This window comes from Cytophagales bacterium (assembly GCA_033344775.1).
GTDB lineage: Bacteria > Bacteroidota > Bacteroidia > Cytophagales > Cyclobacteriaceae > JAWPMT01.
In genome coordinates this window covers 1,662,782-1,686,446 of sequence record JAWPMT010000005.1, presented here as the reverse complement: position 1 = coordinate 1,686,446, position 23,665 = coordinate 1,662,782, and the positions used below count along the sequence as shown (strand labels likewise).

The window sequence follows — 23,665 nt, the reverse complement described above, 5'->3', positions numbered from 1 at the left end:
TGTATGGTGCGAATTGAGACGTATTTGAGACCCGAGATCGGTAGGTTGAGCGGCAAAACTCAAATACATGCAAAGATTAATTTTTTTGGTGCTCATAGGTGTCGGAACGAGCCTGCAAGCACAATCGATCAAAGACTTAGATTTTCTTATCGGAGAGTGGGAGGTCTTGGAAACCATCTATCCCGGAACCGATAAAGCGTATACTGAGTCAGGTACACGCCGTTGTGAATACTATTTGAACAATAGTTATATCAAGTGCGAATCCGCGACCACTCCCACACGTACGGGGAAGACCAGGTACTATGCCTACCTGATCAATTATGATCATAAAAATGATTGTTTTTGGGCTACAGGACTTGCTAATGACTTCCCGTTGCAAAGCCATCATCAATGGTTCCTTGATAAAGAAAGTCAGGAAATACGGGCCATTACACCCAGAAATGTAAACGGTGACCGTTTTTTTCGAGGGACCATCTCCTTTGCGGATCCAAATAAATTGGTCTGGAATGGGTGGAGAAGCAGGTTTAAAGGAGAGAAAGAATGGGAGCAGGTATTTAATGATATCGCCACTAAAAAGGGTACTTGATGACAATCGAAAAACACGTTAAAGTATTCAGGGCATTTGTTGCCCTGATTGCTCTTTTTTTGCTGAGTTGCCATCATCAAAGTGATAATAAGCCTATTCCGATGATGGGTGACTTGAAGATGGGAGCATACCGTGTGGGATATCGCACGTTGTTTGAATACGATCGGACCCGCCCAGGGATTCCTTATTCGGATTGGGAGGGGAAGCTTTACCGGGATCACGACCCAGCATTAGGTCGGCAATTTCAAATCCATGTTTGGTACCCTGCCACTGGTGAAGGCGATCCCATGCGATTTGAACAATACGTTCACTTGATGGGTAGAGAAACAAATTTTGGGGAGTCAGAAGAGCAGGAAAAGTTTGCGGAAGAACGATTTATCCAGCAGACCAATGACCTGGGTGGAGAAGGGAAATTTACAACCATTGAGTTAGCAGAATTGCTTGAAATGCAGGTCTTCGCCGAGTATGGCGCGCATGCTGAGACTGGTCCTTTTCCAGTGGTTATTATTCCAAGTGGATGTAGTGCGGCGTATCACAGCATTACCGCGGAATTTCTCGCAAGTCATGGGTTCGTAGTGGTTGGGTTTTCGCCGAAAGGCCGCTTCTCATGGGGTATGGAAATTTCAACATTAGGGCTGGAAACTGCTGTTGATGACCTGGAATTTGTAGTGCAGCAGATTAGCAATCTGCCATATGTTAATGTGCAGGAGATATCGCTTGCGGGGAATGCCATTTCTTCCTCGGTCTGTGCTTTGGCTCTAGCAAAAAACAGCCAATTCAAAGCGCTGATCAGCTTGGAAGGAGGTCTGCCGAGTAGCTTTGAACAGCGGTTACTGAATCAGACCCAGGTTTATGCGCCTCAAAACCTACAGGTTCCAATGCTGTTTATTTATGCGCCTCATCCTTCAATTGATCCGTCTCATACGTTTCATTTGGTGCATTCGGATCGCTATTATGCGCACTTCCCTAAGATGTCGGAATTTGCCATGTTGAATTACGGCATGTTTGATGCTGTTGTGCCGGATATCATAGGGGAGCATGAAGGAGGTACGAAATCTGGTTTTGAAACCGCCAATAAGTTGATGCTACGGTTTCTAAACAACGTGCATGGTAAGCTTGATGAACCACTTTTTACCGATGATTTTGCGGTAAAAAACAACGCACAAATAGATACGACCTTTATACTAACGTCTGTCCCTGCTGCACCCAATTTGGCGGAAATGAAAGTGCTGTTTTTAGAGAGAGGAATGATGGCCATCGACAGTATTTATCAAACGCTACAATCGCAAGGGAGTAAATCTCCATTTTCCACTTCATTTTACAGAGATTATCGCAGTTGGTTAGCATGGAAACGCGACCCGGAGTTTTCGAATCGGTTGCAGCTTTATGAGATGGCTTATGGTTCTTTTCCCGAGTCCAGTGAAGTCAACTATTACCTTGCTGCTTATCTTGAACGCACCGGAGATACATTAAAGGCAATTCACCATTATGAGCGTACGTTACAATTGTTGGTTACAGATGAGGACCCTGCATTAGGCATTAAGCGGAAAGGGCAAATCAGACAATACGCCCAAGAAGCGTTGGAAATTTTGAGGTAGAATAAGCCGCCAGACAACCATTTCAGAGTAATTGCATCTTATGATAAACTCAAAATGTCATTTCGGTCCTTTACTAGGCAATACCCGCTGGTCTTTTACATATTGTTGAACTACGCCTTATCGTGGACTTTTCTCTACCCTTGTTATCAGGCAATACTGAATGCGGAAGAAGGCACATTTCCCTGGTTGGTGTTGATCGGGATTCCAGGAGGATTTGGTCCCAGTATTGCCGCGGTGATTGTCGTTGCGCTAAATGAGGGTAAGAAAGGTGTTGGTCGATTATTGAGACGATTCAAATCTTTCAAGGTTCATTGGAGATGGTATTTGTTTGTAATTGCCCTTCCAGTTGGGTTATACTATTTGGCGACCATTAGCACGGTTTTATTTGGATTCGATTTGGGGAATCCTGCCTATGGAGAGGGGTTGAAAATGGCCTTAGTTTACCTGTTATTGGCATTGCCATTTGGGCCATTGATGGAAGAACTGGGTTGGCGGGGATACATGCTGCCGGCATTGTTGCAACGGTACCATGTTTTTAAAAGCAGTTTGATCCTGGGCTTTTGTTGGGCCTTGTGGCATCTGGCATCATTTACGTTTCCGGGAGCCGCTATTCCTGCGGTTTTTGAGGTCAACGCATGGACTGTTTTGCTGTATTTCCTGACAATCATGTCAGAAACCCTTGTCTTTAGTTATGTGTATTTAAAGACAAAAGGAAGCCTGATCATGGTCATTCTGCTGCATGCTGCCTTCAATGCCGGATCTACGATTGTATTGACGGTGTTTCCTGATATAAGTGAACAAGTTGATCAGCGCATGTATTTGTACATCATACATATCGTGATGATCCTATTGGCGGCGACTGGTCTCTTTGGGTTCAGTCGCAAAATTGAGGAGGATCTTACTTATTGAATGGATGCCAGGTATTGGTCAATTTTTGAAAGCTTGGATTGCCAGGCATCGACAGCCTTATTAAGCTGATCGATATCAGAAGGATTTTTCGCTGTTCTTAACCGATTTAGTCCCAGTTGCAGGCTACTGTTGTAAGTCAATCGTCGTTCTAGCAACAATTGTCTCAACGTGTCATGATCACGAGGGATAAAGCCCGGTCCTGTACATCCGCAAGAATGGAACGTGATGCCTACTTCATACAAGGATTTGATGTGTTTCCAGGATTTGAGGTCTTGCTTTTTAGGGGCCTCAAAGTCCTTTCCCATGTCCGCCATGAGCTGACCACATTCCGGACATTTAGCAGAGCGTTCTTCTTCTCTGTTGATCACTTTGTCACGATTCACATCCCAAAGCAATCTTCTTTTGAAGGTCTTCCGGCACTCGAAGCAAGCGAAGTGATCCTTGTAAGTGGACATGGCATAGCGACACATGACACTAAGATAACTGTAAAGCAGCTTCGTCTCAAATCCCTATTTAGAGCAAGGAGGGATTTCTATGTGATACTTAATCCTTAAACTCCTCTTTGCCATCCGCATGTTTGGCAAAGCGGCCAGATTCGCGTGGATGCACATGGTCGTGTTTGGGCCATGGCCAACCACCAAATTCGGTGCGTTGGTATTCTGCGAAAGCTTCCTGGATTTCTTGCTGAGTATTCATCACAAAAGGACCATACTGCGCTACAGGTTCTCCGATGGGCTTTCCCTGGAGCAGCAATAAATGCCCCTCTTTAGTGCCATTTTCCAACGTTACGGTGGCATTGGGAACCAGGTCGAGTCCTTGTTGCAATCCAATTCCTTCGCCTGCAACTTGGATTTGCTCACCTTGATAAAAATATAATTTCCGATTGACTTCCGGGCTTGCCTCAGGTAGATCCCATGTTGCTCCAGGTTCCATATTGATGTTCCAGATGCCTACCTCATTGGCTGCGTCTGCTGCCCAGGAATTCGGAGCTGGAGGAGGAGCCTGGACATCATCAATCTTGCCAGCAATCACTTTCACTTTTGTTTGTTTTCCAGAAGCATCCGAATGCTCATAGGTGGGGATCGTATCACCCCAGAGCATGGCAAAGTGTGGGTCAACAAACTTGCTTTTTGCCGGAAGGTTGAGCCAGATTTGAAAAAGCAGGAGTGGGTTTTCCTCTTCTTGCGAAAGCAATGGGAACATTTCCGAATGTAGTACACCCTTTCCGGCAGTCATCCATTGCACATCACCATTTCCAAAGCGCCCGGCTGCCCCGAGGGAATCCGAATGATCCACCAGTCCTTGCGGTACGATCGTAATGGTCTCAAAACCACGGTGTGGGTGCTGTGGAAAGCCGGGAACTGTCTGACCATGATACATGCGCCAGCCGTCTTTGATGGTAAAATCATTGCCCAGGCTCCTGCCCGCCAGGGACGCATCTGGTCCCATATTGGCATTTCCTTTTGGATAGTCGTCTTTGTGGTAGACACAAAACAAAAAAGGATCCAGGGTTTCCCAGGGAAATCCCAATGGGCGTATGCTTTTGATGGGTGAGATCATGAGTCAATTCAGTTTTTACAGGGATTAAGAACAACTGAGGAATAGAATAAGTTTGAGGTCAGCGAAAAATTCAATATTGTGCTTGACTGGATATGCGTTATGATAACGTTATATTTAAATTATATAATTTTTGTTATCTTTGTAATGTCTTATCGAAAGATTTTACATCAAAGAATAATAATTCATGTAAAAAGTGTATTAGGACATTACACAATTCTATAATAGAAATCATACTCTGTTTTTAAGTATGCTTGAATCCGTATGGATTGTGCCCTCGAGCAAGTTTTAAGACAAAAGATAAGATTACATACCTATTTGTATTTCTAGTCATTCCTTTTTTTGCCCTCTTGAGACTGATCATTTTGATCTATGTAGCCTGGAAGATGCCATATGACAGAGCAAAACTGCTATTTGCATTTTTGAGAGCAAGTAATGAGAGTTCTATTCGGAATCAAGTTTTGAAAAACAGATTCGCTAAGTCAAGAAAGATTGATCAAGCTCGTGAAGTTGCTTAGTTGCTAGCGGATTTTCCACTGTATTTCATCATACAATTGCCTGATACGTTTTTTCGAAACTTCTTGATTTTCGAGCATCATAGTCGCATAAACAGATGCAACGACTTTTTCATTTCGGATTTCCTTATTTTGGAGTGATATATATATCTAAGCCTCATCCTATTATATCTATCTTCAATTACTGCATCAATCCGAAGACTTATAGGATAGGAGCAGTAATGTTAAGTCTGGCTTCAGCTTAGAAACGGCCTTGATTCATTTTAGGTTTTTGACTCCATGAAAGAGCAGAAAAAGAATAAAATTCTGTTCGAGCCTGCAATCGCTTCATAGCTATCAATACATAAAATGGCGAGTTTATTTTATTCCTGCTCTAATGAGTAAAAAAGCGTGAAAAAATGAATCCGGCCTAGATTTTTCGTCCTTTTTCATCGATGGAAAAAGGACAGGGGAAAGCATAGGTACTTCATATCTCTTGCCAGATGCTGCATACAATATCCTGTTGAAGTTTATGAAATAAATATTCCCATTAACTGTACAGAGGAATTAAGTTTCTAGAATTCTTACCAGTCAAAAACCTAAGCCCTACCATAGTAGCGGGACTTAAGTATTTAGCAACTCATAAGAAAAAAATCACTCCATATTCTCCTTCATTTGATCCTCGTCTTCTTCTTCTCTTTCTTCGACTAATTCTATTTGTACTTCTGCATCCTGATACCTGCGAACATTGGGTAGCATGGCCCCAAATCCGGCTCCGGCTGCTGCTAATAGGATGATCAGGACCATAAAGGTGATCCGAATCACTTTCTTTAATTTCTTCAAAATATTAATTGATGTGACCTTATCAGGCCTGTTGAACCATTGTGTTAAGCGAAGGGGAGCGCGCTTAAAGGTTCATCTTCGGAAGAGGTGGATTGCGTTGTTTTCTTGTAGAAAAAAGGTCCATCCGAATGCAAGACGCTCGTTTGTTTGAGTGTTTGCTGAGTTTGTTGATGGTGAACTGCCAGTATTACCGAAAAAGCGATCGGAAGCTTAGGGAGTTCAAAAGTCTCCGGATGAAAATCAGGAATGACTTCAGCCTGGAAATGACCCTTTTCGACTAATTCCGTTCTTGTTGGTTCGGTGATTTGCTGTTGTCCATCTGTATAATACCCGAATGGACTGAGTACCGTCATCAATGCCAGGAAACAACCCTGGATCAAATAAGCCGATATGGTTCTGCTAAGGCGCACTGCAGATAAATACGAATTTTTAATTAATAAGTTGATGCTGAAAGAGATAAGTAGGTGTTCTTCATTCCCAGTTCGGAGCAACCTCTTATCAGGATAATCTGAAGGTCGACATGCTACTGCTTAATCAAATGAAGGGATATCATTAAATTAGGTGCACTAACCTCATTGACCTATGAAGAGTATACCCTGGATACTATCAATACTGATCCTGGCTGCATGTGGACCATCAGAGATAGAAAAGTGGGAGCAACAAGCAGAAAATGTGACCATCATTCGAGATGATTTTGGCGTGCCGCATGTCTATGGTAAGACGGATGCAGATGCTGTTTTTGGTATGCTCTATGCGCAATGCGAAGATGATTTCAATCGGGTAGAGCGCAATTATATCTGGGCCATCGGCCGACTAGCCGAGGTAGAAGGAGAAGATGCACTCTACAGCGATTTAAGGGCAAGACTTTTCATGTCCAAAGAAGAAGCCATTGATCACTATAACGAAAGTCCCGACTGGCTCAAGAAATTGTGCGACGCATTTGCTGATGGGATCAATTATTACCTCCATACCCATCCGGAAGTCAAGCCGAAGTTGCTGACCCGCTTTGAGCCCTGGATGCCATTCTATTTTAGTGAGGGTTCCATAGGGGGAGATATCGAACGGGTTTCTACAAGAAGGATCAAGGCTTTTTATGAATCCAATCAGTCCCTGGCATTGAATGAAGAAGGAAACGGACTGGCGCTGGTAGATCCGTATCTCGAGCCACAGGGCTCCAATGGATTTGCGATTTCTGGCGACCTGACCGAGTCCGGTGATGCCATGTTGTTGATCAATCCGCATACGTCTTTCTTTTTTCGTGGTGAGATCCATGTCGTCAGTGAAGAAGGACTCAATGCTTACGGTGCGGTAACCTGGGGACAGTTTTTCGTTTATCAGGGCTTTAATGAAAATACGGGCTGGATGCACACTTCCACTTACACCGATGTGATCGACGAGTTTATTGAGACCACAGAACCAGGTAGAGGAGACGATGAAGGAACCTTGATGTACAAATACGGCGATGATTTGCTTCCTGTAGGGCAGCAGTCCGTTACACTAAATTACAAGACTGATACGGGAGGTGAAAGCAAGACCTTTGAATTGTATAAGACGCATCATGGTCCAATCACTCATAAAATTGAAGATAAATGGGTAGCAACTGCGCTGATGTGGGAGCCGGTTGATGCATTGCAGCAATCCTTTATTCGAACCAAACAATCAGGATATGCAGGTTTTCGAAAAATGATGGACATGAAGACCAATTCGTCCAACAATACAGTCTATGCAGATTCAGAAGGAAACATCGCCTATTTCCACGGGAACTTCATTCCTGTTCGAGATACCACCTTCGATTACCGGAGACCAGTTGATGGTTCCAATCCAGCTACAGACTGGAATGGGTTACACGATGTAGAAGAAGCCATCACGGTTCTTAATCCTTCCAACGGATGGATACAAAACTGTAATTCTACCCCATTCACATCTGCCGCAGAAAACAGTCCGAAAAAAGAGGATTATCCGTACTACATGTCGTATGCACCGGAAAACTTCCGTGGAGTCCATGCGATTCGATTACTGGAAAAGACTGATGGTTACACCCTGGATAAGCTGATCGAGGTAGGGTATGATCCGGTCATTACGGGCTTTGAGCAATTGATTCCGGGGCTGGTCGAGGCGTATGATCAGACAAGACCCAAAGATCCGGATTTGAGAGAAGCTATTGATGCCTTGCGAAATTGGGATTTCAAAGTATCGGCTGCCTCAGTGCCTATGTCACTTGCTCATTTTTATGGATCACTCATCAATCGGGAAGGTTCAGCCACTCCGGGCTTATCGAGAATGGAGCGGATCAACTATTTCGGGACAGATGCTCCCAAGGAAGAACGTCTTGGATTTTTCAAGCAGACTCTGACACAGTTGAATGAAGATTTTGGCTCCTGGAATAAACCATGGGGGGAGATCAATCGCTATCAACGCCTCAATGGCGAAATTCGTCAGCCATTCAATGATTCAGAACCGAGCTTGCCTGTAGGTATGGCCTCCGGGCGTTGGGGTGCATTGGCCAGCTACGGTGCCAGGGCTTACCCAGGGACAAAACGCCTTTATGGTACTTCAGGAAATAGTTTTGTGGCGGTAGTTGAATTCGGTGATAAAGTGAAAGCAAAAAGCATGCTGGCAGGAGGACAAAGTGGTGATCCGGATTCTCCACATTTCGATGACCAGGCACAGCGCTATGTCGATTGTCAATTCAAGGATGTAGCCTACTACCGAGCGGATGTGGAGGCCCGAGCCAAACGCACGTATCAACCTGGAGAGTAAAATTAACCTGACCTTTTTTCGATCATGGAACGCAGAAAATTTTTTAGACGAAGCATGGGTGCCGCGGCACTCCCTTTCATTCCCGGAATCGCTCAAGCATCTGATCATGAGAAAGAGCAGACTGGTGGATTCCAATTGAAATATGCGCCGCATTTTGGCATGTTTGAACAATCGGCGGGTAAAGACCTGGAAGATCAGCTACAGTTCATGGCTGACCAGGGATTCACGGCGCTAGAGGACAATGGCATGACTGGTCGTTCCATAGACGATCAAAATAAGATCGCCAGGAAGATGGAGCAATTAGGGATGGAAATGGGGGTTTTTGTGGCCCACAAAATCTATTGGCGTGATCCTAATCTGACCAGTGGCAAAGCAGAGTGGCGCGAAGAGTTTCTAAACGGTATTCGCAATTCTGTTGAGGTAGCTAAAAGAGTGTATGCCAAATGGATGACGGTAGTTCCAGGACATGTTGACCTGCGTTTGGAAATGGGATATCAGACGGCCAATGTGGTAGAATCACTACGGCAAGCATGTGAAATATTTGAGCCTCATGGTCTGACAATGGTCCTGGAACCTTTGAACTGGTGGGCCGGACATGATGGGCAATTTCTGACCAAAATCCCACAAGCATATGAGATCTGCAAAGCTGTGAACAGCCCTTCTTGCAAGATTCTGTTCGACGTATATCATCAGCAAATACAGGAAGGTCACCTCATCAAAAACATCGATATGGCCTGGGACGAGATCGCTTATTTTCAAGTGGGGGATAATCCTGGAAGAAAAGAGCCGACGACTGGTGAGATCAATTATCTAAATGTCTTCAAACACATTCATAGCAAAGGCTATACGGGAATTGTGGGCATGGAGCATGGCAATTCGAGACCCGGAAAGGAAGGAGAAATGCGTGTGATTGAGGCTTATAAAGAGGTGGATCGTTTTTAGTAATACTACTTGCGCTTCACCTTTTTGGTCAAATACTTCCTCACATCCTCATAAGAAGTATGCTCACGATTGCTAATTCTCAATCGATCGTTAGGGAGATTGATCTGTATTTCTTTGAATTCATTGCCCTTGGTTTTTACTTTCTCTTCCTTCCAGTTTCGGATATCATTGATTTTGTAGCTTTTCTTTGATTGCAAGGGCAGTTTGAAGCTGATTTTGTTATCTCCCAATTCGATGATCTTTGATGAACTATAGAAGTTTACGACAATGTACGTCCAGATAACAAGTAGTACAGGTGCCATGATGAGCTTCAGGATAAAGTAGGATTCGGGATATCGCACCAGGTCGAGAATGATCCAGATGGTCACGCCAAGAATGATGATCAGGAATAGCGATAAGGCAAATACGGATTGAGATTTGGGTTTGGAAACGATCACACTGCAATGGTAGTTATTCTGGTGAGTATAAGTAATAAATTCACGTCCATAAAAGATAACTAGATGCTTATAATGGCCGGTGTTTTGTGTTTTCTACTCGGAGCGGTTCATTCGATCCTCGGTGAGCGCATGATCTTTCAACCACTACGGAAAGAGGCAACATATTCCTTGCTGAAAAAGTACCGTGGAATTTTATGGGCAACCTGGCATTTAGTGACAATTTTCGGTGCCTGCCTGGGACTTTATTTACTGGAGCTGGCAGGCATGGAATTGCCTGGAGATTTTCCTCTTTTTATTGTTGCCACCATGTTGCTAGGCGCTTTGCTGGTTGGTATTGGAACCAAAGGCCGTCATCCGGGCTGGATCATATTACTACTCATTGCCATCCTGATCTTGATAGCAAATTAACTCGATGCAATTCCCTGGTGTAAAGCAATTCGGTTCCCTTCCGTGTCTTCAAAATGTCCGCAAAAACCGTGTTCGCCGATACTGAATTTGGTATTGAGGATCTTACCTCCGGCTTGCTCTACACGTGTCAGGACATCATTGATTTCTGTTACGGAAAAATAGACCATAGTTCCTGCGTGTGAGGGAATGTAAGACTCTCCTTTGATCAATGTACCTGTCGCCCCAGGTGCTGCATGATCAAAAGGGAACCATCCCATTACAGAATTCTCTAATGGGTTGATGGCAATTTTGATGTCAAAGATAATTTCATAAAAAGACTGGGCACGATCCATGTCATGGACCGGGATCTCAAACCAATTCACCGGGTTGTGCATAACTTCTTCTATTTTGAGCTTCCTCAACTAAGTTAATCATCCAGGCTATCCTGATCAATAATTGAATTGTAACGGTGTATAAAAGCCTGGGAGTATGTACAAAATAGTAATAAGGACGACCTGTCTGAGCGTTTTTCTGAGTCTTCTATCGTGGGAATTATTCAGCTTCGGTTCCCAGCTTATTCAAATCGAAAGTGACCGATGATTGGATAGTCGAATAGAAAGTCTTGTAAAACCTGACCAGCTCCAATGTTGTGAACGATTAGTGGTCGATGTTCAGTGCCGTTATGATGGGCAACAACAATACCTATGTGATTGATGCCCTTGCCAAGGTCCCAACATACGATATCTCCTGGTCTGTAGTCAGAAACATCATTGGTGTTGGGCTTGCTTTCACCGAATCTTTCAAAAAAAGTCATGAGATTGGGTACTCGTCTGTGATCGATGTTTGGATCGGTCCGGTTCAAACCCCAGTTGTTCGGATAAAGTCTGAAATTAGCTTTCATATCCTCGTGAACGAGTTGTTGTAAGTCCACGCCAATCTTTCTGTAAGCCCTAATGACCACATCAGTGCAAACCCCTTTGTCAGTCGGGATATCTCCCATAGGGTAGGAAATAGAGAAATAGGCGGGATCGTAAGTCACTTGGTCATTCGTCAGGTCCATGGCAGCCTCTGCCAGTGACTTTTGTTGGCACGCGCCATTGAAAAAATGGAGAACGAATAATAATGGGATCATGATTCGCATGCCCTATCAACGAAGCATTCCCGAAAACCGGTATTAAAAAAAACAAAAAGCCATTTCTTGTGAAATGGCCTTAAGTAGAAATAGTGTATTGCTGTGTCTTATATTTTACTATTCGTAGAAGAGCTATTTATTTTTTCTCTTGCAACGATTTAATTTTTTTGTTCTGATCAATGATTATTACAAATGATATCCTTTGAAATAGCAGAACCATCAGCCATAATATTATGACGCTTTTGGTGGATGTCATTCGTGTATCCATCAATAGTTGAATGGAGCGCCAGATCACCGTCGATATCTTGAGCCAATGCAGCAAAGGCCACAATTATCCCTAAAACGATTAATAGAATTTTCTTCATTTTTCTAAAGTTGTTAAGTTCTCCGACTCAAAGGGAATGTCTGTTGCTTTGTGGGAGTCCTTTGTTATTTGCAGGACTAAATTAAGCTTTTCAGGAAATCGGGCCACATCTTTTTTTGCTTTTTTCAAAAGATTAACAGAATATCAATACTACAAATAGGAAATTGATGAAACTTTTTTATGTTTGTTCTCGAATACTACAAATAGGAAATTGCTAATTCGATGAAAAAGTATCAATTAGGAGAGTTTGAGGAAATCGTGATGCTCGTGGTAGGCGTGCTCTTTGATGAAGCTTATGGTGTAGCGGTCAAAGTGGAAATCGAAGATCGTGTGAATAGAAAAGTAAGCGTAGGAGCTTTGCAAAGTGCGCTTCGACGACTTGAGCAAAAAGGATTTCTTGATTCTCGTGAAGGGGAAGTGGCTCCTAATCGAGGCGGTAAACCGAAGCGTTATTTTAAGATCACAGCTTTGGGAAAGAAAGCCCTGGAATACAACCAGGAAACCCGATTGAAACTTTGGAACGATATTCCTGAGATTGCGCTGGACCTCAAATTCGCATAATCAAAAACTCAACATATGAAATCTATTGTCATGCTATTAATGATGGTTTGGGTGCTGCCTTCCAGTGCTCAACTATTTGATGAGTCTCCCGACCGTAAGCACCGCTTTACTCATGTCGATTTACAAAAACTTCGAAAAGAAGTCCTTCATGAGCTAGTAAAGGATGATTTGATCCCTAACCGGAGATCTCAAGTGTTTTTATTTCTCAAAGAAGATGGAATAAAGCTTAACCGCGAGAAATTATCTAGGGTTCTTGACGAGAAATACAATGCGCTCCTTGAGGATTACGAGTTGGGACAAGGCCCAAATCGATTGATCCTGATCAATCCTGATTGTGTTGCCGTAGGAGATTTTTGGGATGAATCATTTTCAGGTAAGTCCGAAGGCCGGCTTAGTCTACCCGAAACAAAAGTGGCGATGGCAGCGCTGGAATGATCAAACAAATCGCAGATCGGTTTTTCAGGTGGTTTTGCCACGCTGACTTTTACGCCGATATCAGTGGCGATCTGGAAGAACTATATCACTGGAATTGCGAAGAGCACTCTGTGGCTTATGCAAACCGCAAATATCTGGCCGATATCGTACTGCTACTTCGCCCAACATTATTTAAACAGAATGTCTTAAACTCAATTATAAACATGGGAATGCTCAATAACTATGTAAAGATCAGTGCAAGGACACTGAAACAACACAAAGTGTATTCGGCGATCAATATCATAGGACTTGCGGTTGGTCTCGCAGGATTTTTATTGATCAATGAGTACGTAAAATTCGAAAGGGGCTACGATTCCTTTCATGATAATGCGGATGAAGTCTATCGCATCTCATCTGTCGAGATGGTGGATGGTTTGGTGGACTCGAAAGATGCGATGGCTCCCTATGCGTTGGGGCCAAAAGCGGCTACAGACCTACCGGAGATCAAGAAGTATACCGTAACGAAAAAGATAGATGAAAACATCGTCATGAGGTATGGCGATAAAGTATTTGAAGAATTGAATGTGGCTTCGGCTGATTCAAATTTCCTTGAAATATTTCCTTACAAAATACTGAGAGGGGCCAGGGAAACCTTATTCGAGGAGCCGCTCTCCATCGTTTTGACAGAATCTCAAGCTCGTAAGTATTTTGGATCGGAAGACCCAATGGGCAAATCCATTCAAGTCGTTTCCCCTTATAATCATCCCTTGAAAGTTACTGGGATCATTGAAGATGTACCACCTGATACGCATTATCGTTTTGACATCTTATTGTCAGACAAAACACTGGCTGATGACAATGATTATAATCAGTGGAATTGGTTCAATTATTATCTCTACGTAAGATTGACTCCCGGAACGGACATCAAGGAAACTACCAATAAATTAAACAACATTGCCAAGGAGCAGTTCGGTGAAGATACTAATAATGCCTGGGAAGTTCGCCCAATCGAATGGATCCATTTACATTCGGATTTTACGTTCGAACCGCAACAGATTGGGAATAAGAAATCTGTTGATTTCCTGGCAACTATATCAGTTTTCATCTTGATCATTGCCTGGGTGAATTATGTTAACCTGTCTACAGCTCGAGCAGTGGATCGTGCCAAAGAAGTAGGCTTGAGGAAAGTGATAGGGGCTTTTCGTGGACAATTAATGGGGCAGTTCATGATGGAATCATTCATGATCAATTGCCTAAGCGGTTTAATTGCCATAGGCCTGGCAGAATTACTGCTTAGTGGTTTTAATAACCTGGTTGGTGTCCCGGTGCTTGATCATATCTGGAACCATGTTCCTTTCTTATTGAATTTAGGATTATTTGTATTGTTGGGAACGATACTTGCAGGTTTCTATCCGGCACTTGTATTGTCAGGTTTCCGTCCTATCCAAGTGTTAAAAGGAAAGTTTCGCAATTCAAAAGGAGGGGTCAATTTGAGAAAAGGATTAGTCGTTGTTCAGTTTGCGGCTTCTCTTGGAATGATTGCAGCGACATTTGTCGTGTACAATCAAGTACAATACATGCGAGGTTTAAATCTTGGAATCGACAAAGACCATGTTGTTACGTTTTCTCGTCCTAACGCCAACTCGGAATCACGTGAAGAATGGGAGAGCTTCATCGGTCACTTCAAGTCATTCAAAGATGAATTACGGACCTACAGTGCCATTGAGGCAGTAGGAAGTACGTCCAACATGCCAGGAGGTGGCGCTTCAGACATTAATTCCACCGGGAATACCATTACCATCCTGGGAATGACCGATCCTATTCAGGGAACTACCTATGTACAATGGAATGATGATCAATACCTCGATGCGCTGGACCTTGAACTGGTTGCTGGTCGGAACTTTGACAATTCCCGAAAAGCAGATTCAGCAGCGATCATGGCCAATGAGTCATTTTTACTGAAAATGGGTATTTCAGATCCAAACTCAGTGGTGAATCAAAAATTGAAATTAGGAGATGATGAAGATGATGACGTATTCACCATCATTGGAATCATCAGAGACTACAGTCGTACCACTTTAAAAAGTAAAATCGAGCCGACTTTGTACCTGGCCTCATCTAATCCGAGTAAACTAGCGGTAGAGGTACAACCCGGCCGTGAAAAAGATGCCCTTGAATTTATGGAAACCACATGGAGTAAGTACTATAGCGACATTCCTTTCATGTATGGATTCCTGGATGAGCGATTTGCAGCTTTGTATGCGCAGGATCAGCGTTTTGGAGATGTGTTTGCCGTATTCGCGGCCTTCACCATTCTGGTAGCCATGCTTGGACTGTTTGGATTAGCATCTTTCATGTCCTTACAGCGAAGCAAAGAGGTGGGTATTCGGAAGGTGCTAGGAGCTAGTATACCCAGTATCGTTGGCTTATTTTACAAAGAATTTCTTGTGTTGCTGACCGTATCCGCAGCCATTGGTATTCCGGCTATTTATTTCGCCATGAACTCCTGGCTGGACAACTATGCTTTTCGCATCAGTTTTCCCTGGTTGGCAGCGGTCATTGCGCTGGCATTGGTCATGATCTTTGCACTTGCCACTGTAGGTTATCAAACCTTGAAAGTCGCAGCGGTGAATCCGTCACAAAGCATCAGAAACGAGTAGCTAATATCTCTTCGACAATCTTATCAATATTTCTTAGCCCAGGTTTGTGTTTTCGCAAACCTGGGCTAGACTTTTTAAAGAAGCTATAAAAAAAGATCGCCAAAGAATGACGATCTCCATGTAAGTTACATCTCCACAAACGTACATGATGCATATAAAATATCGTTTGAGTCCGCTCAAACGAAGGTGTGGATCTACTTTAGTCTAAAGCGTTAAATAAATCTATCCAAAACCGTAAGGATGTGCTGCTTCCTTAACAATAAATGCTTGAGATCAATACCTCGTTTGGCCCATAAAGACATTCACATTTGGATTCATGGGATTGCCTGAGGACCTACGGAAGCTCACTACCTGCCCTGCATGCCAGAGTGCATCAGCAATGGGGCCATTCATGATGTGCCACAAAGGAAACGCGTTTTCATTTTCACCATTTTTGAAGATGACCTGGGCTTTGGCCAATTCTTCTTCCGAAAGTTTGCTATAAAGCTGGCTGGCTTGCCGAAGTTGTTCCAGGGTTTTTCTCCGTAGGTCTCTAAAAGAAAGATCTGACCAGTCCGCAGGTCGAACGTTGGGTTCATTTATTGCTGCATTCAAAATCATTTCTGACAGCCCGTAGAGGTGTTGGATGGTTTCGAAGGTGGACCGGGCTTCGCCTGAAGGTTTGTAGTCCAGGTCCTGTTGCTTCAATCCTTCGGTTGCCCAGTAATAGCGATATCCCAGTCCATCAACCATACGGGAAAGGATATTTCCTGAGCTATAGGTATCAGGATATGATGGAATTTGAGCATAGGGAAATGGAGAATCCTGAGCCATACTTATGGTGTGAAGAAATAAAAAGGAACAATAAAACCAGTACTTCATGGATGAATGCTTTGGGCAATGATAAGTCATAGTAAACAATTCCAAAAGGAAAGAAAAAAGGCCAGAAAATCCGGCCTATGAGTATTCATTATCATTCATTTTGAGACATTGTGAATCTCTTTATGTTCCGTCTCCCCAATCATCAGTCAATATCTTCTCTCGGAGCTTCTCCAGCTTTCGTTTGCGTGGTTCTTGCATCTTAGTCAAGCCGAACCAAACCACCACATAACTCAGGGTAAAAGCGAACAAGACCAAGACCCACTTCGTGATAGAAGCATCGTTCATGTACATGTTGAGCATCGCAGGAATAGAGACGGGGATGAGGTACCATAACGGGAATGTTCTCGCTCTGCGTATTTCGTATTCAGAATTGTACAGCGCATGGTCCAATTCACCTAACATGGTGCGGTCAAATTGGCTTTCTTTCTTTTTTCGTTTTATTCGGCCGATATAAATGTAAACGCTCGTCAATAACAGAATAATGACTGGCGGATATGCATAGGGATTATCATTTCCGATATTCTTGATCACGATAATGATGAAAGTGATGATCGAAATGGCAATCAAGCCGATCTCATTTACATTAGAAGCCAAGCTTGCTTTTCTACTTTTAGCATGGATGCGTCTGCGCAGCGCATCTTCATCGATGGCGTAGAGTGGGCGTTGATTCTGGTTGTCCCAGATTTTTTGCATTTCTTCAAATTCCATGGAAATCATGTTTTTCAGACCTTTTAATGAGTTTTTGTTTGATTCGATTGATCCTTACCCCGACGTTGCTCTCAGAGATCCCGACAATGCCAGACATCTCTTTGTAGCTGAAACCATCCAGAAACAGCAAGCATAAGGACCGATCCACTTCGTTAAGTTTTGAAATTTCCCGATAGAGCCAAAGCAGTCGTTCGTCCGGAGGGTCTTGGGTGGCTTTCAATATCCCTTCCATTCCCTGGATAGACGTATGTGCATCTTCGTGGCGTCTCTGCCGGCCATTCCATTTCATGGCGACATTCAGTGCAATCCGGTAGAGCCATGTAGTGACAGCTGAGTCACCACGGAAATTGGGGATCGAGCGCCAGACCTGCAATACGATATCCTGAAAGAGATCATCCCTGTCATCGTGCGAATGAGCATAAGCCCTCACTACCTTGAACAAGAGTCCCCGGTGCTGTTGCAGCCAGTCTTCGAGAATCTGCTTTTGTTCTTGCTCACTCATGGGTTATAAATCTTTTCATGACCCCACTAGTACCTCATGGTCTTGAAATCTTACATGGATCAAGATAAAAATTTTAAGAACTCGATAAAAGCAGCTTTACGACTGCAGTTCGGAGAGTGAATGGCTAATACTGTAGATAGCAACTTGTGAATTTGATAACAGGGACCAGCCTAAGAGTACAGTCTGACGGATCAGCCTGGACCAACTGGAAGATCTTCCTCGTTTTGCATGTCTAACGAGGGCGTCTTAAGTTTTCGCGTTTATAACGCGATGCAAAATTCGCTATTAAAAAGTAAAACTATCCGGATCAGGACCTACACGCTGACTTTGATCAAGACCGTCGATCGCATCCATGTCTTCCTGAGCAATCTCAAAATCGAATATGTCTGCATTGGCCACAATCCGTTCTTTTTTCACGCTTTTGGGTATGGTAACGACGCCTTTTTGCAGGTTCCATCGCAACGCGATCTGCGCAATGGATTTTCCATACTTTTCAGCGAGTTGCTGCAATAGCTCCACTTCGAAGATCTTACCCTGCATCAGCGGACTCCAGGCTTCGTATTGTACGCCATGTGACTTGCAGAAATCCAGTAACTCTTGTTGTACCAATCTCGGATGGAATTCCATTTGGTTTACCATTGGAACGACTTCAGCCACCTCCAGCAGGTCCTCTAAATGATGTTTTAGGAAATTACTGACGCCAATGGCCTTTACGCGACCTGAGGCATAGATTTCTTCCAGCACTTTCCAGGTATCCTTGTATTTGCCCGAAACAGGCCAGTGAATTAAGTAAAGGTCCAGATAGTCCAGTCCCAATTTATTCATGGTCGTGTCGAAAGCCTGCATGATACCACCCGATCGCTGATCTTCATTCCATACCTTGCTGGTCACAAAGATTTCTTCACGAGGTACATTGGATTGCGCAATGGCTTGTCCTACGCCTTCTTCATTTTTATAGATGGCCGCCGTATCGATCGCGCGATACCCTGCCTCTAATGCATGATGAATGGCATTGATGACTTCCTGTCCATCCTTTGATTGCCAAACGCCCAATCCGAAGTAGGGCATTTCTATTCCATTATTAAGGGTGAAGGTTCCTTTGAGATCAGTGATGTTCATAAGGTCGAAAGTAGTGAATTAATCCATTTTATGACATAAAAAAAGCACGACTATCATCGTGCTTTCGTTTGCAACTTATTTTTTCTTGACCGGGGCCAGAGGAACGCCATTCAGACAAGGGTTTGGGTCTGGGTCCTGATCAGAAGTCTCAACCCATCGCGTACCCTGACCAAGCCAAATCCCATCTACGGATAACCATGATGCCCAAGGTAGTCCCAGTTCACATTGGAGCATTGCTTCCGCAGCATTCAATGCTCCCTGTACCCAGCCTTGTACATTGGAGTAGCATTCTCCGATGATGTAGATGTTCTCGTCTTTGAGGGGTCTCCGGATTTTAGGAATATATTCTTCCTTGGAATAACCGGATCTCCAGCTGTGCCATCCGCCACCCCATGGGTCTTTGGACCAATCTTCGAAGTGTACGTAGTATGGCAATGGAATATCGGAGTTTCCTGCAAGTCCATGCAACTCTACCAATTGTCGATGAGCTTCTATTCCCATGGTTTGGCTGCCATGTCGGGGACCCCCAGCTTGGGGGTTCCGGATATTCAGGTTATCACCCGGGCCGCCAGCCGCCTGGTTATACAAATGTGCCTGGGTTGTTTGTGACCCTGAATACAAATCATAGGGTTGGCCACTCTGAAGTGCTCGCCAGTAGCGTGTGGCATCACCGTTATTGTAGCTGGCCAAAAGCACGGCAGGTTTGGTAGTGTCTACATAATTCCCCTTGATTTTAGAGTCCGGTGGGTTGTTCGGACTGGTTAACTTATTATAGCACCAATAATATAATTGCCGTATTCCAAGATCTGTCCTTGCTCTACCTACGGGATAGTATTGCGCTTGTGTCAACGGGGCATTGTTCTCATAAGGAGTAGTATTGGGAGCCATGGGGTCCTGTGGAACCAAAAGCGCCTTGTAATACGGACTTTGTAACCACCATGGATTAGGATAGGCGATGAACATTCGCATGGCCAGGATATTGTTCACCGACTGATTCAGCAGTTTCTGAACACCCATGCTGGCAAAAAAGAAATTATTCTGGTTGATGAGTTCCAATGATCTTTTGGGAAGCGACAACACCAGAAAATTACAATAGGCGATTTCATAATTAGCCAATACCGCCTGTGCGTCGGCCAGCTTTTTACTGTCATCATCGGATAGCGGGCCAGGCCTTTGAAGATCTTTCAGGTAAGTTACTGTGATCAAACTTTGCTCGTATTGAAACAACGCTTCAGAGCCTGATAATGAGGCATCAGGCCCTTGTTGGCGTTTGTAGAACAAGCATTTGTATTTGGGGCCACTATTTTGCTTGGTGAAGGCAATCAATTGTTTTTTGACAACATCAATGGACTTGTCTTTGGAAATCTTGCTGTACTTGCCAAAAAGTTGTTGAGGGATGGCAGAATACCCTTCAGTGATGTGCCTCCAGGCAGTTTTAGGAGAAAAGGGATCTGTTTGTGTATAGTAAGTCAAAGGTCCGCTTTTAGGAGAGAAGTAAAAGCTTTCATCTACGTCGGTTTCAATGCTTCCGGAGCTGCCCTGTTCATTGTACCCACCCGTATCTTCTAGCAGATCTACCGCTTCCTGTGTAAGGAAATGGCGTTTCAGGTTCCACCACGACCAATCGGTAAATGGTCTTCCGGCGATGATCGCTTTCAGTTTAGCGGCTTCATATAGATCACTGATTTCCTGTACGATATTCCAAAAACCATTATTAAAAGCATAGTGATACACCGCGAAAGCTAACGAGAACCCATTGGGAGTACCCGGAATGGTTACTATAACTTCTGGCGCATTTTGATATTGCAACGACACATTCACTTTCGGATAAGGTGAGGGTTTACTGGGATTATCGATGCTTTTTACAATATCCGGGTAGGGTCGAGGGTCGCCGATGATTGCCTGTGGTAAGTAATCTCCAAGAGCTTTATTAGTGATATAAGTTCCTAAATCAAGTTCTGATTTGAGTAGGTCCAACTCTGTGGCACTCAAATTTGGATAGGAGTTATAGATGTTAGTGTTTTGATCCCCTTCTTTTGATTTGTTGGGGTAGCGGTCGCCGCGGACATAGACCAGATTATTCTGCTCTATATTGATGTCCTCATAATAAAAGGGCTCATCCGACAAGCCTAATGCCTGGGCAGTTTCCCATACAATTTTCATCTGCCGGTCAAATCGAAAGCCACCGAACTCAGCATATTTCAGCGGGCCGACATTAGTTCCGTCTACTCCTTCAATGGGAGTTGAAAGTAAACGCCCACCAACTCTACCTGAATATTCATAGAGTTTCACATTGAGCTTTGTCTTGTTTTGCTCGATGAGGTATTGATCAATTACCCCTCCTGAGCGTGGAGGTTGTGGTGTCACAGTAGGCGTTCCTTGCCGCGCCTGGTAGGATACCTGTGGTTTTGATCTGTCGATAAGCGCCAAACGCGCTGCTGCATAGGTACCTGAAACACCTGCACCCACCACAATCACATCTGTATCTGTGTTAGGTACGTCTGTTTCGTCTAATTCAGGAATGACTCCTGTCACGGTTTGATTTACGGCACATGCAGAGGTCATGGCTCCAAAACTGGTTGCAGCACCTGCACCAAAGGCCGCATGCTTGAGAAATGCTCTTCTTGAGTTATGATTATCTTTCTTTTTCATCGTTCAATTTCTTTTTGTGGTTGACAGGGTCAATCAATTTTCATCAGGTTTGATGGGTTCTAGAGGTGGGATTTCGAACTGTGTCTCAGTATCTGTTTTCGCACCTTCACGACCGCCCAGCAAAACGAAGCTGAAAGAGTATCCTCTGCTTTGCGCTACACCATGGCAGCCCATGCAACCGCCCATGTTGTAAGCGACTCGATTGAACGATGTATTCTTGTTATCTCGAAGAAAGTTGGCGGTGGCATTCACATCAACACCCGCACCTTGATAATTTGGAATGGTAGGAGTGCCTGGTGGCTGTCCCTGAAATAGCTGTAAGCCTTGATTGGTTTCGATGACGAGATTTGCTAGGAAAACCGGTAATCCAATTCCTTGTGGATCATTTAGCGTAATCGGATAACGGGGCGTTTTACCAGCGGCTTGTAGGACGGATGCACTGTTGACATCAATGGCAATGAACTGCGTGCCTACCAATTGGTAGTTTTTCCATACCGACCCATCAGGTAACATGTTGTGAACCATGTCATTGACCTCCTTGGTGGCTGGAGAAGCGCCTCCGGGATTGCTCAGAATACTGAACCTCTCTGGTACCTGATAGACCCCATCATAAGGTTTGGACCCGTCAATCGGAGGGTAAAACCCTTGCGGGTATTTGAAACTGCCATTAGCATTTTTCACCGCACCCGGATCGACGATCGGATTGTAGTAATTCGAGTAGGTATATTGGGTAAAACCATTCTGAATGTTGTCACGAATGGAGGTATGTTCCCAGGTGGCAAAAACGAAAGTGCCTCCGATAGGATTGGAATCATCTTCGTCATTGGTTATGTGAATACGCTGAATTATATGCAATCCGATCAATCCGAATAATGCCGAGTCGGGCTCCGGTTGCCCTTCCTTGTTGGTGACATAATACAGGGCTTCACTCGTATGATATTTCGTAGGATCATCGGCATCGGTCAGCATGACCCAGGCAGCTTTGAATTGCATGGACCCGATAAATGGAGGGTTTTGACTTCCATCCATTTTTATGTTTCGGTATTGTGCTTCCACCGTGCTCTGGTCATAGTTAGTGGCCAATTGATATTTTGATCCACTTTTCTGTGTTTTGGGACCAAAGGCGGAAGAGGTTCGATAAGGAAGTCTTAGTTCCGCTTTTCTGGCAGCAGACCCAATGACACTAGTGTCTCCGGAATACAGATCATTGGCTTTGATATAGTTATAATAATCGTAATTCAGCTTTACCTCATAGAGTACCGGGATGCTGTCTGAAGGCTTTCCTCTCCAGACCCTGGGACCCACGGGTCTTCCCATGATTGGGTTGATAGAATCGCTATAGGCTGTACTTGGATAATAAACCTCCAATGCTTCAGAACCCACCTCGGCAGTTTCGTCGAAAGCATTATAGGGTGTGCCTTGTTTTCGTCCTTGCAGGACTTTTTGATGTTTTTCAATCGGAGCATTGGGGTCGATATCGGTATCGGCAGGCCTTAAGGGTCCATAATCCGGTTCATAGTTCCAGGGATATAGAAAAGGCGTCTGGCCAGAGGTTGGACCTAGCACCGATTCTACCTGATTGAAAATCTCTCGTTTTTCCTTGAACGTTTCCCACACCAACATGTCCCCAGGCTGGGCATCTTTGAAGGTCTTATTCACGTCCGGAATGCCCCGTAGGTAGCCGTTAGCAGAGCTGGGTACCACGGCTGGCCAGTTCAGGGCAATGAAGCTGTTCCAGGCGAATATGTCAAAATCCGGTTGAGCCGATAGCTGGTCCGTATTCGGAGGCGCAATACTGTTGAGATCAAGTTGAATGCCGCCAGGTGTTTGCTGGGTAACTTGATGGATGAATGCTTCTTTTTTGGTTCGCTTGAAAATCGTACTGGTGCCTATCAAGGCAATGATTACCAGACCGACAAGCGAGAGGAGGAGGGTTCGCTTTTTCATGAGGACTAGGTTGGCCGTATTAACTTGATTTCAATAAAAACTGAAACCGTTTAATTGAAAGTTACCGAAATTTGAAGTGAGATCAAAGGCTATGTCTCACAAAATGAAATACTTACAATGAGTTCTGCATGAAGTACTCTTCGAACTTTGCTCTTCGGACATGAAATAAAATAGATCGTATACCAACAAAAAAGCCCTTCAAAACTTGTCGTCCTGAAGGGCTCTGAAATTG

At 44.0% G+C, this 23,665-nt stretch carries 23 protein-coding genes; 9 read left to right on the top strand and 14 right to left on the bottom strand.

The features are described 5' to 3' along the window. The first annotated feature begins 67 nt into the window (after positions 1-67). The 3 genes from R8G66_24820 to R8G66_24810 all read left to right on the top strand — a co-directional run bounded on the left by R8G66_24820 (position 68) and on the right by R8G66_24810 (position 3,093). Positions 68-586 carry a hypothetical protein gene (locus R8G66_24820; protein ID MDW3195623.1) on the top strand — a complete coding sequence of 173 codons (519 nt, stop codon included), beginning with the start codon at positions 68-70 and terminating at the stop codon, positions 584-586. Next, positions 586-2,184, top strand: coding sequence for a hypothetical protein (locus R8G66_24815; protein MDW3195622.1), 1,599 nt, complete (start codon positions 586-588; stop codon positions 2,182-2,184). The genes R8G66_24820 and R8G66_24815 overlap by 1 nt, the downstream gene beginning before the upstream one ends. A 105-nt stretch (positions 2,185-2,289) precedes the next feature. Continuing rightward, positions 2,290-3,093, top strand: coding sequence for a type II CAAX endopeptidase family protein (locus R8G66_24810; protein ID MDW3195621.1), 804 nt, complete (start codon positions 2,290-2,292; stop codon positions 3,091-3,093). Here the strand turns inward: R8G66_24810 and R8G66_24805 are convergent. The 4 genes from R8G66_24805 to R8G66_24790 form a co-directional block, all read right to left on the bottom strand. Beyond that, complete coding sequence (locus R8G66_24805; protein MDW3195620.1) at positions 3,087-3,563, bottom strand: hypothetical protein; 477 nt, start codon at positions 3,561-3,563, stop codon at positions 3,087-3,089. The genes R8G66_24810 and R8G66_24805 overlap by 7 nt on opposite strands. Positions 3,564-3,636: 73 nt before the next feature. Then, on the bottom strand, positions 3,637-4,653 hold the full coding sequence (locus R8G66_24800; GenBank protein MDW3195619.1) for a pirin family protein: 1,017 nt from the start codon (positions 4,651-4,653) through the stop codon (positions 3,637-3,639). A 1,145-nt stretch (positions 4,654-5,798) separates the two neighbouring features. Beyond that, positions 5,799-5,987: a hypothetical protein gene (locus R8G66_24795; GenBank protein ID MDW3195618.1), complete on the bottom strand. Its 189-nt coding sequence runs from the start codon at positions 5,985-5,987 to the stop codon at positions 5,799-5,801. Between the two features lie 44 nt (positions 5,988-6,031). Next, on the bottom strand, positions 6,032-6,397 hold the full coding sequence (locus tag R8G66_24790) for a hypothetical protein (GenBank protein MDW3195617.1): 366 nt from the start codon (positions 6,395-6,397) through the stop codon (positions 6,032-6,034). A gap of 172 nt (positions 6,398-6,569) precedes the next feature. Here R8G66_24790 and R8G66_24785 point away from each other — a divergent pair, with 172 nt between their 5' ends. Further along, on the top strand, positions 6,570-8,747 hold the full coding sequence (locus tag R8G66_24785; GenBank protein MDW3195616.1) for an acylase: 2,178 nt from the start codon (positions 6,570-6,572) through the stop codon (positions 8,745-8,747). A gap of 24 nt (positions 8,748-8,771) precedes the next feature. Then, positions 8,772-9,689 carry a TIM barrel protein gene (locus R8G66_24780; GenBank protein ID MDW3195615.1) on the top strand — a complete coding sequence of 306 codons (918 nt, stop codon included), beginning with the start codon at positions 8,772-8,774 and terminating at the stop codon, positions 9,687-9,689. Between the two features lie 5 nt (positions 9,690-9,694). On the opposite strand, the gene R8G66_24775 is transcribed toward R8G66_24780, so the two are convergent. Beyond that, positions 9,695-10,126: a hypothetical protein gene (locus tag R8G66_24775; protein ID MDW3195614.1), complete on the bottom strand. Its 432-nt coding sequence runs from the start codon at positions 10,124-10,126 to the stop codon at positions 9,695-9,697. A gap of 63 nt (positions 10,127-10,189) precedes the next feature. On the opposite strand from R8G66_24775, the gene R8G66_24770 reads away from it, so the two are divergent. Then, positions 10,190-10,534 carry a hypothetical protein gene (locus R8G66_24770; protein ID MDW3195613.1) on the top strand — a complete coding sequence of 115 codons (345 nt, stop codon included), beginning with the start codon at positions 10,190-10,192 and terminating at the stop codon, positions 10,532-10,534. Here the strand turns inward: R8G66_24770 and R8G66_24765 are convergent. From R8G66_24765 to R8G66_24755, 3 genes are all read right to left on the bottom strand, one after another. After that, entirely contained in the window at positions 10,531-10,935 is a 405-nt protein-coding gene (locus tag R8G66_24765) for a VOC family protein (GenBank protein ID MDW3195612.1), read from the bottom strand. The genes R8G66_24770 and R8G66_24765 overlap by 4 nt on opposite strands. Positions 10,936-11,087: 152 nt before the next feature. Beyond that, entirely contained in the window at positions 11,088-11,645 is a 558-nt protein-coding gene (locus R8G66_24760) for a DUF1287 domain-containing protein (GenBank protein MDW3195611.1), read from the bottom strand. Positions 11,646-11,821: 176 nt separating this feature from the next. Continuing rightward, the gene (locus R8G66_24755; GenBank protein ID MDW3195610.1) at positions 11,822-12,010 is read right to left on the bottom strand and encodes a hypothetical protein; all 189 of its coding nucleotides are present in this window, start codon (positions 12,008-12,010) and stop codon (positions 11,822-11,824) included. Between the two features lie 221 nt (positions 12,011-12,231). On the opposite strand from R8G66_24755, the gene R8G66_24750 reads away from it, so the two are divergent. From R8G66_24750 to R8G66_24740, 3 genes are read left to right on the top strand one after another with little or no spacing between them, the layout of a single operon-like run. Further along, positions 12,232-12,570 (top strand): helix-turn-helix transcriptional regulator, encoded by a 339-nt coding sequence (locus R8G66_24750; GenBank protein MDW3195609.1) that lies wholly within the window; start codon positions 12,232-12,234, stop codon positions 12,568-12,570. A 15-nt stretch (positions 12,571-12,585) separates the two neighbouring features. Further along, positions 12,586-13,005 (top strand): hypothetical protein, encoded by a 420-nt coding sequence (locus tag R8G66_24745; GenBank protein MDW3195608.1) that lies wholly within the window; start codon positions 12,586-12,588, stop codon positions 13,003-13,005. After that, entirely contained in the window at positions 13,002-15,644 is a 2,643-nt protein-coding gene (locus R8G66_24740; protein ID MDW3195607.1) for an FtsX-like permease family protein, read from the top strand. Before R8G66_24745 ends, R8G66_24740 begins: the two co-directional genes overlap by 4 nt. A gap of 273 nt (positions 15,645-15,917) precedes the next feature. On the opposite strand, the gene R8G66_24735 is transcribed toward R8G66_24740, so the two are convergent. The 6 genes from R8G66_24735 to R8G66_24710 all read right to left on the bottom strand — a co-directional run bounded on the left by R8G66_24735 (position 15,918) and on the right by R8G66_24710 (position 23,433). Further along, positions 15,918-16,505, bottom strand: coding sequence for a hypothetical protein (locus tag R8G66_24735; GenBank protein MDW3195606.1), 588 nt, complete (start codon positions 16,503-16,505; stop codon positions 15,918-15,920). Positions 16,506-16,625: 120 nt separating this feature from the next. Continuing rightward, a complete protein-coding gene (locus tag R8G66_24730; protein MDW3195605.1) occupies positions 16,626-17,213 on the bottom strand; it encodes a hypothetical protein in 588 nt (195 codons plus the stop codon). Continuing rightward, positions 17,203-17,715, bottom strand: a complete 513-nt coding sequence (locus R8G66_24725; GenBank protein MDW3195604.1) for an RNA polymerase sigma factor — start codon at positions 17,713-17,715, stop codon at positions 17,203-17,205. Before R8G66_24725 ends, R8G66_24730 begins: the two co-directional genes overlap by 11 nt. A gap of 285 nt (positions 17,716-18,000) precedes the next feature. Beyond that, on the bottom strand, positions 18,001-18,834 hold the full coding sequence (locus tag R8G66_24720) for an aldo/keto reductase (GenBank protein MDW3195603.1): 834 nt from the start codon (positions 18,832-18,834) through the stop codon (positions 18,001-18,003). Positions 18,835-18,909: 75 nt separating this feature from the next. Beyond that, positions 18,910-21,486, bottom strand: coding sequence for an FAD-dependent oxidoreductase (locus tag R8G66_24715; protein MDW3195602.1), 2,577 nt, complete (start codon positions 21,484-21,486; stop codon positions 18,910-18,912). A gap of 33 nt (positions 21,487-21,519) precedes the next feature. Beyond that, on the bottom strand, positions 21,520-23,433 hold the full coding sequence (locus tag R8G66_24710) for a hypothetical protein (GenBank protein MDW3195601.1): 1,914 nt from the start codon (positions 23,431-23,433) through the stop codon (positions 21,520-21,522). Positions 23,434-23,665 lie beyond the last annotated feature (232 nt).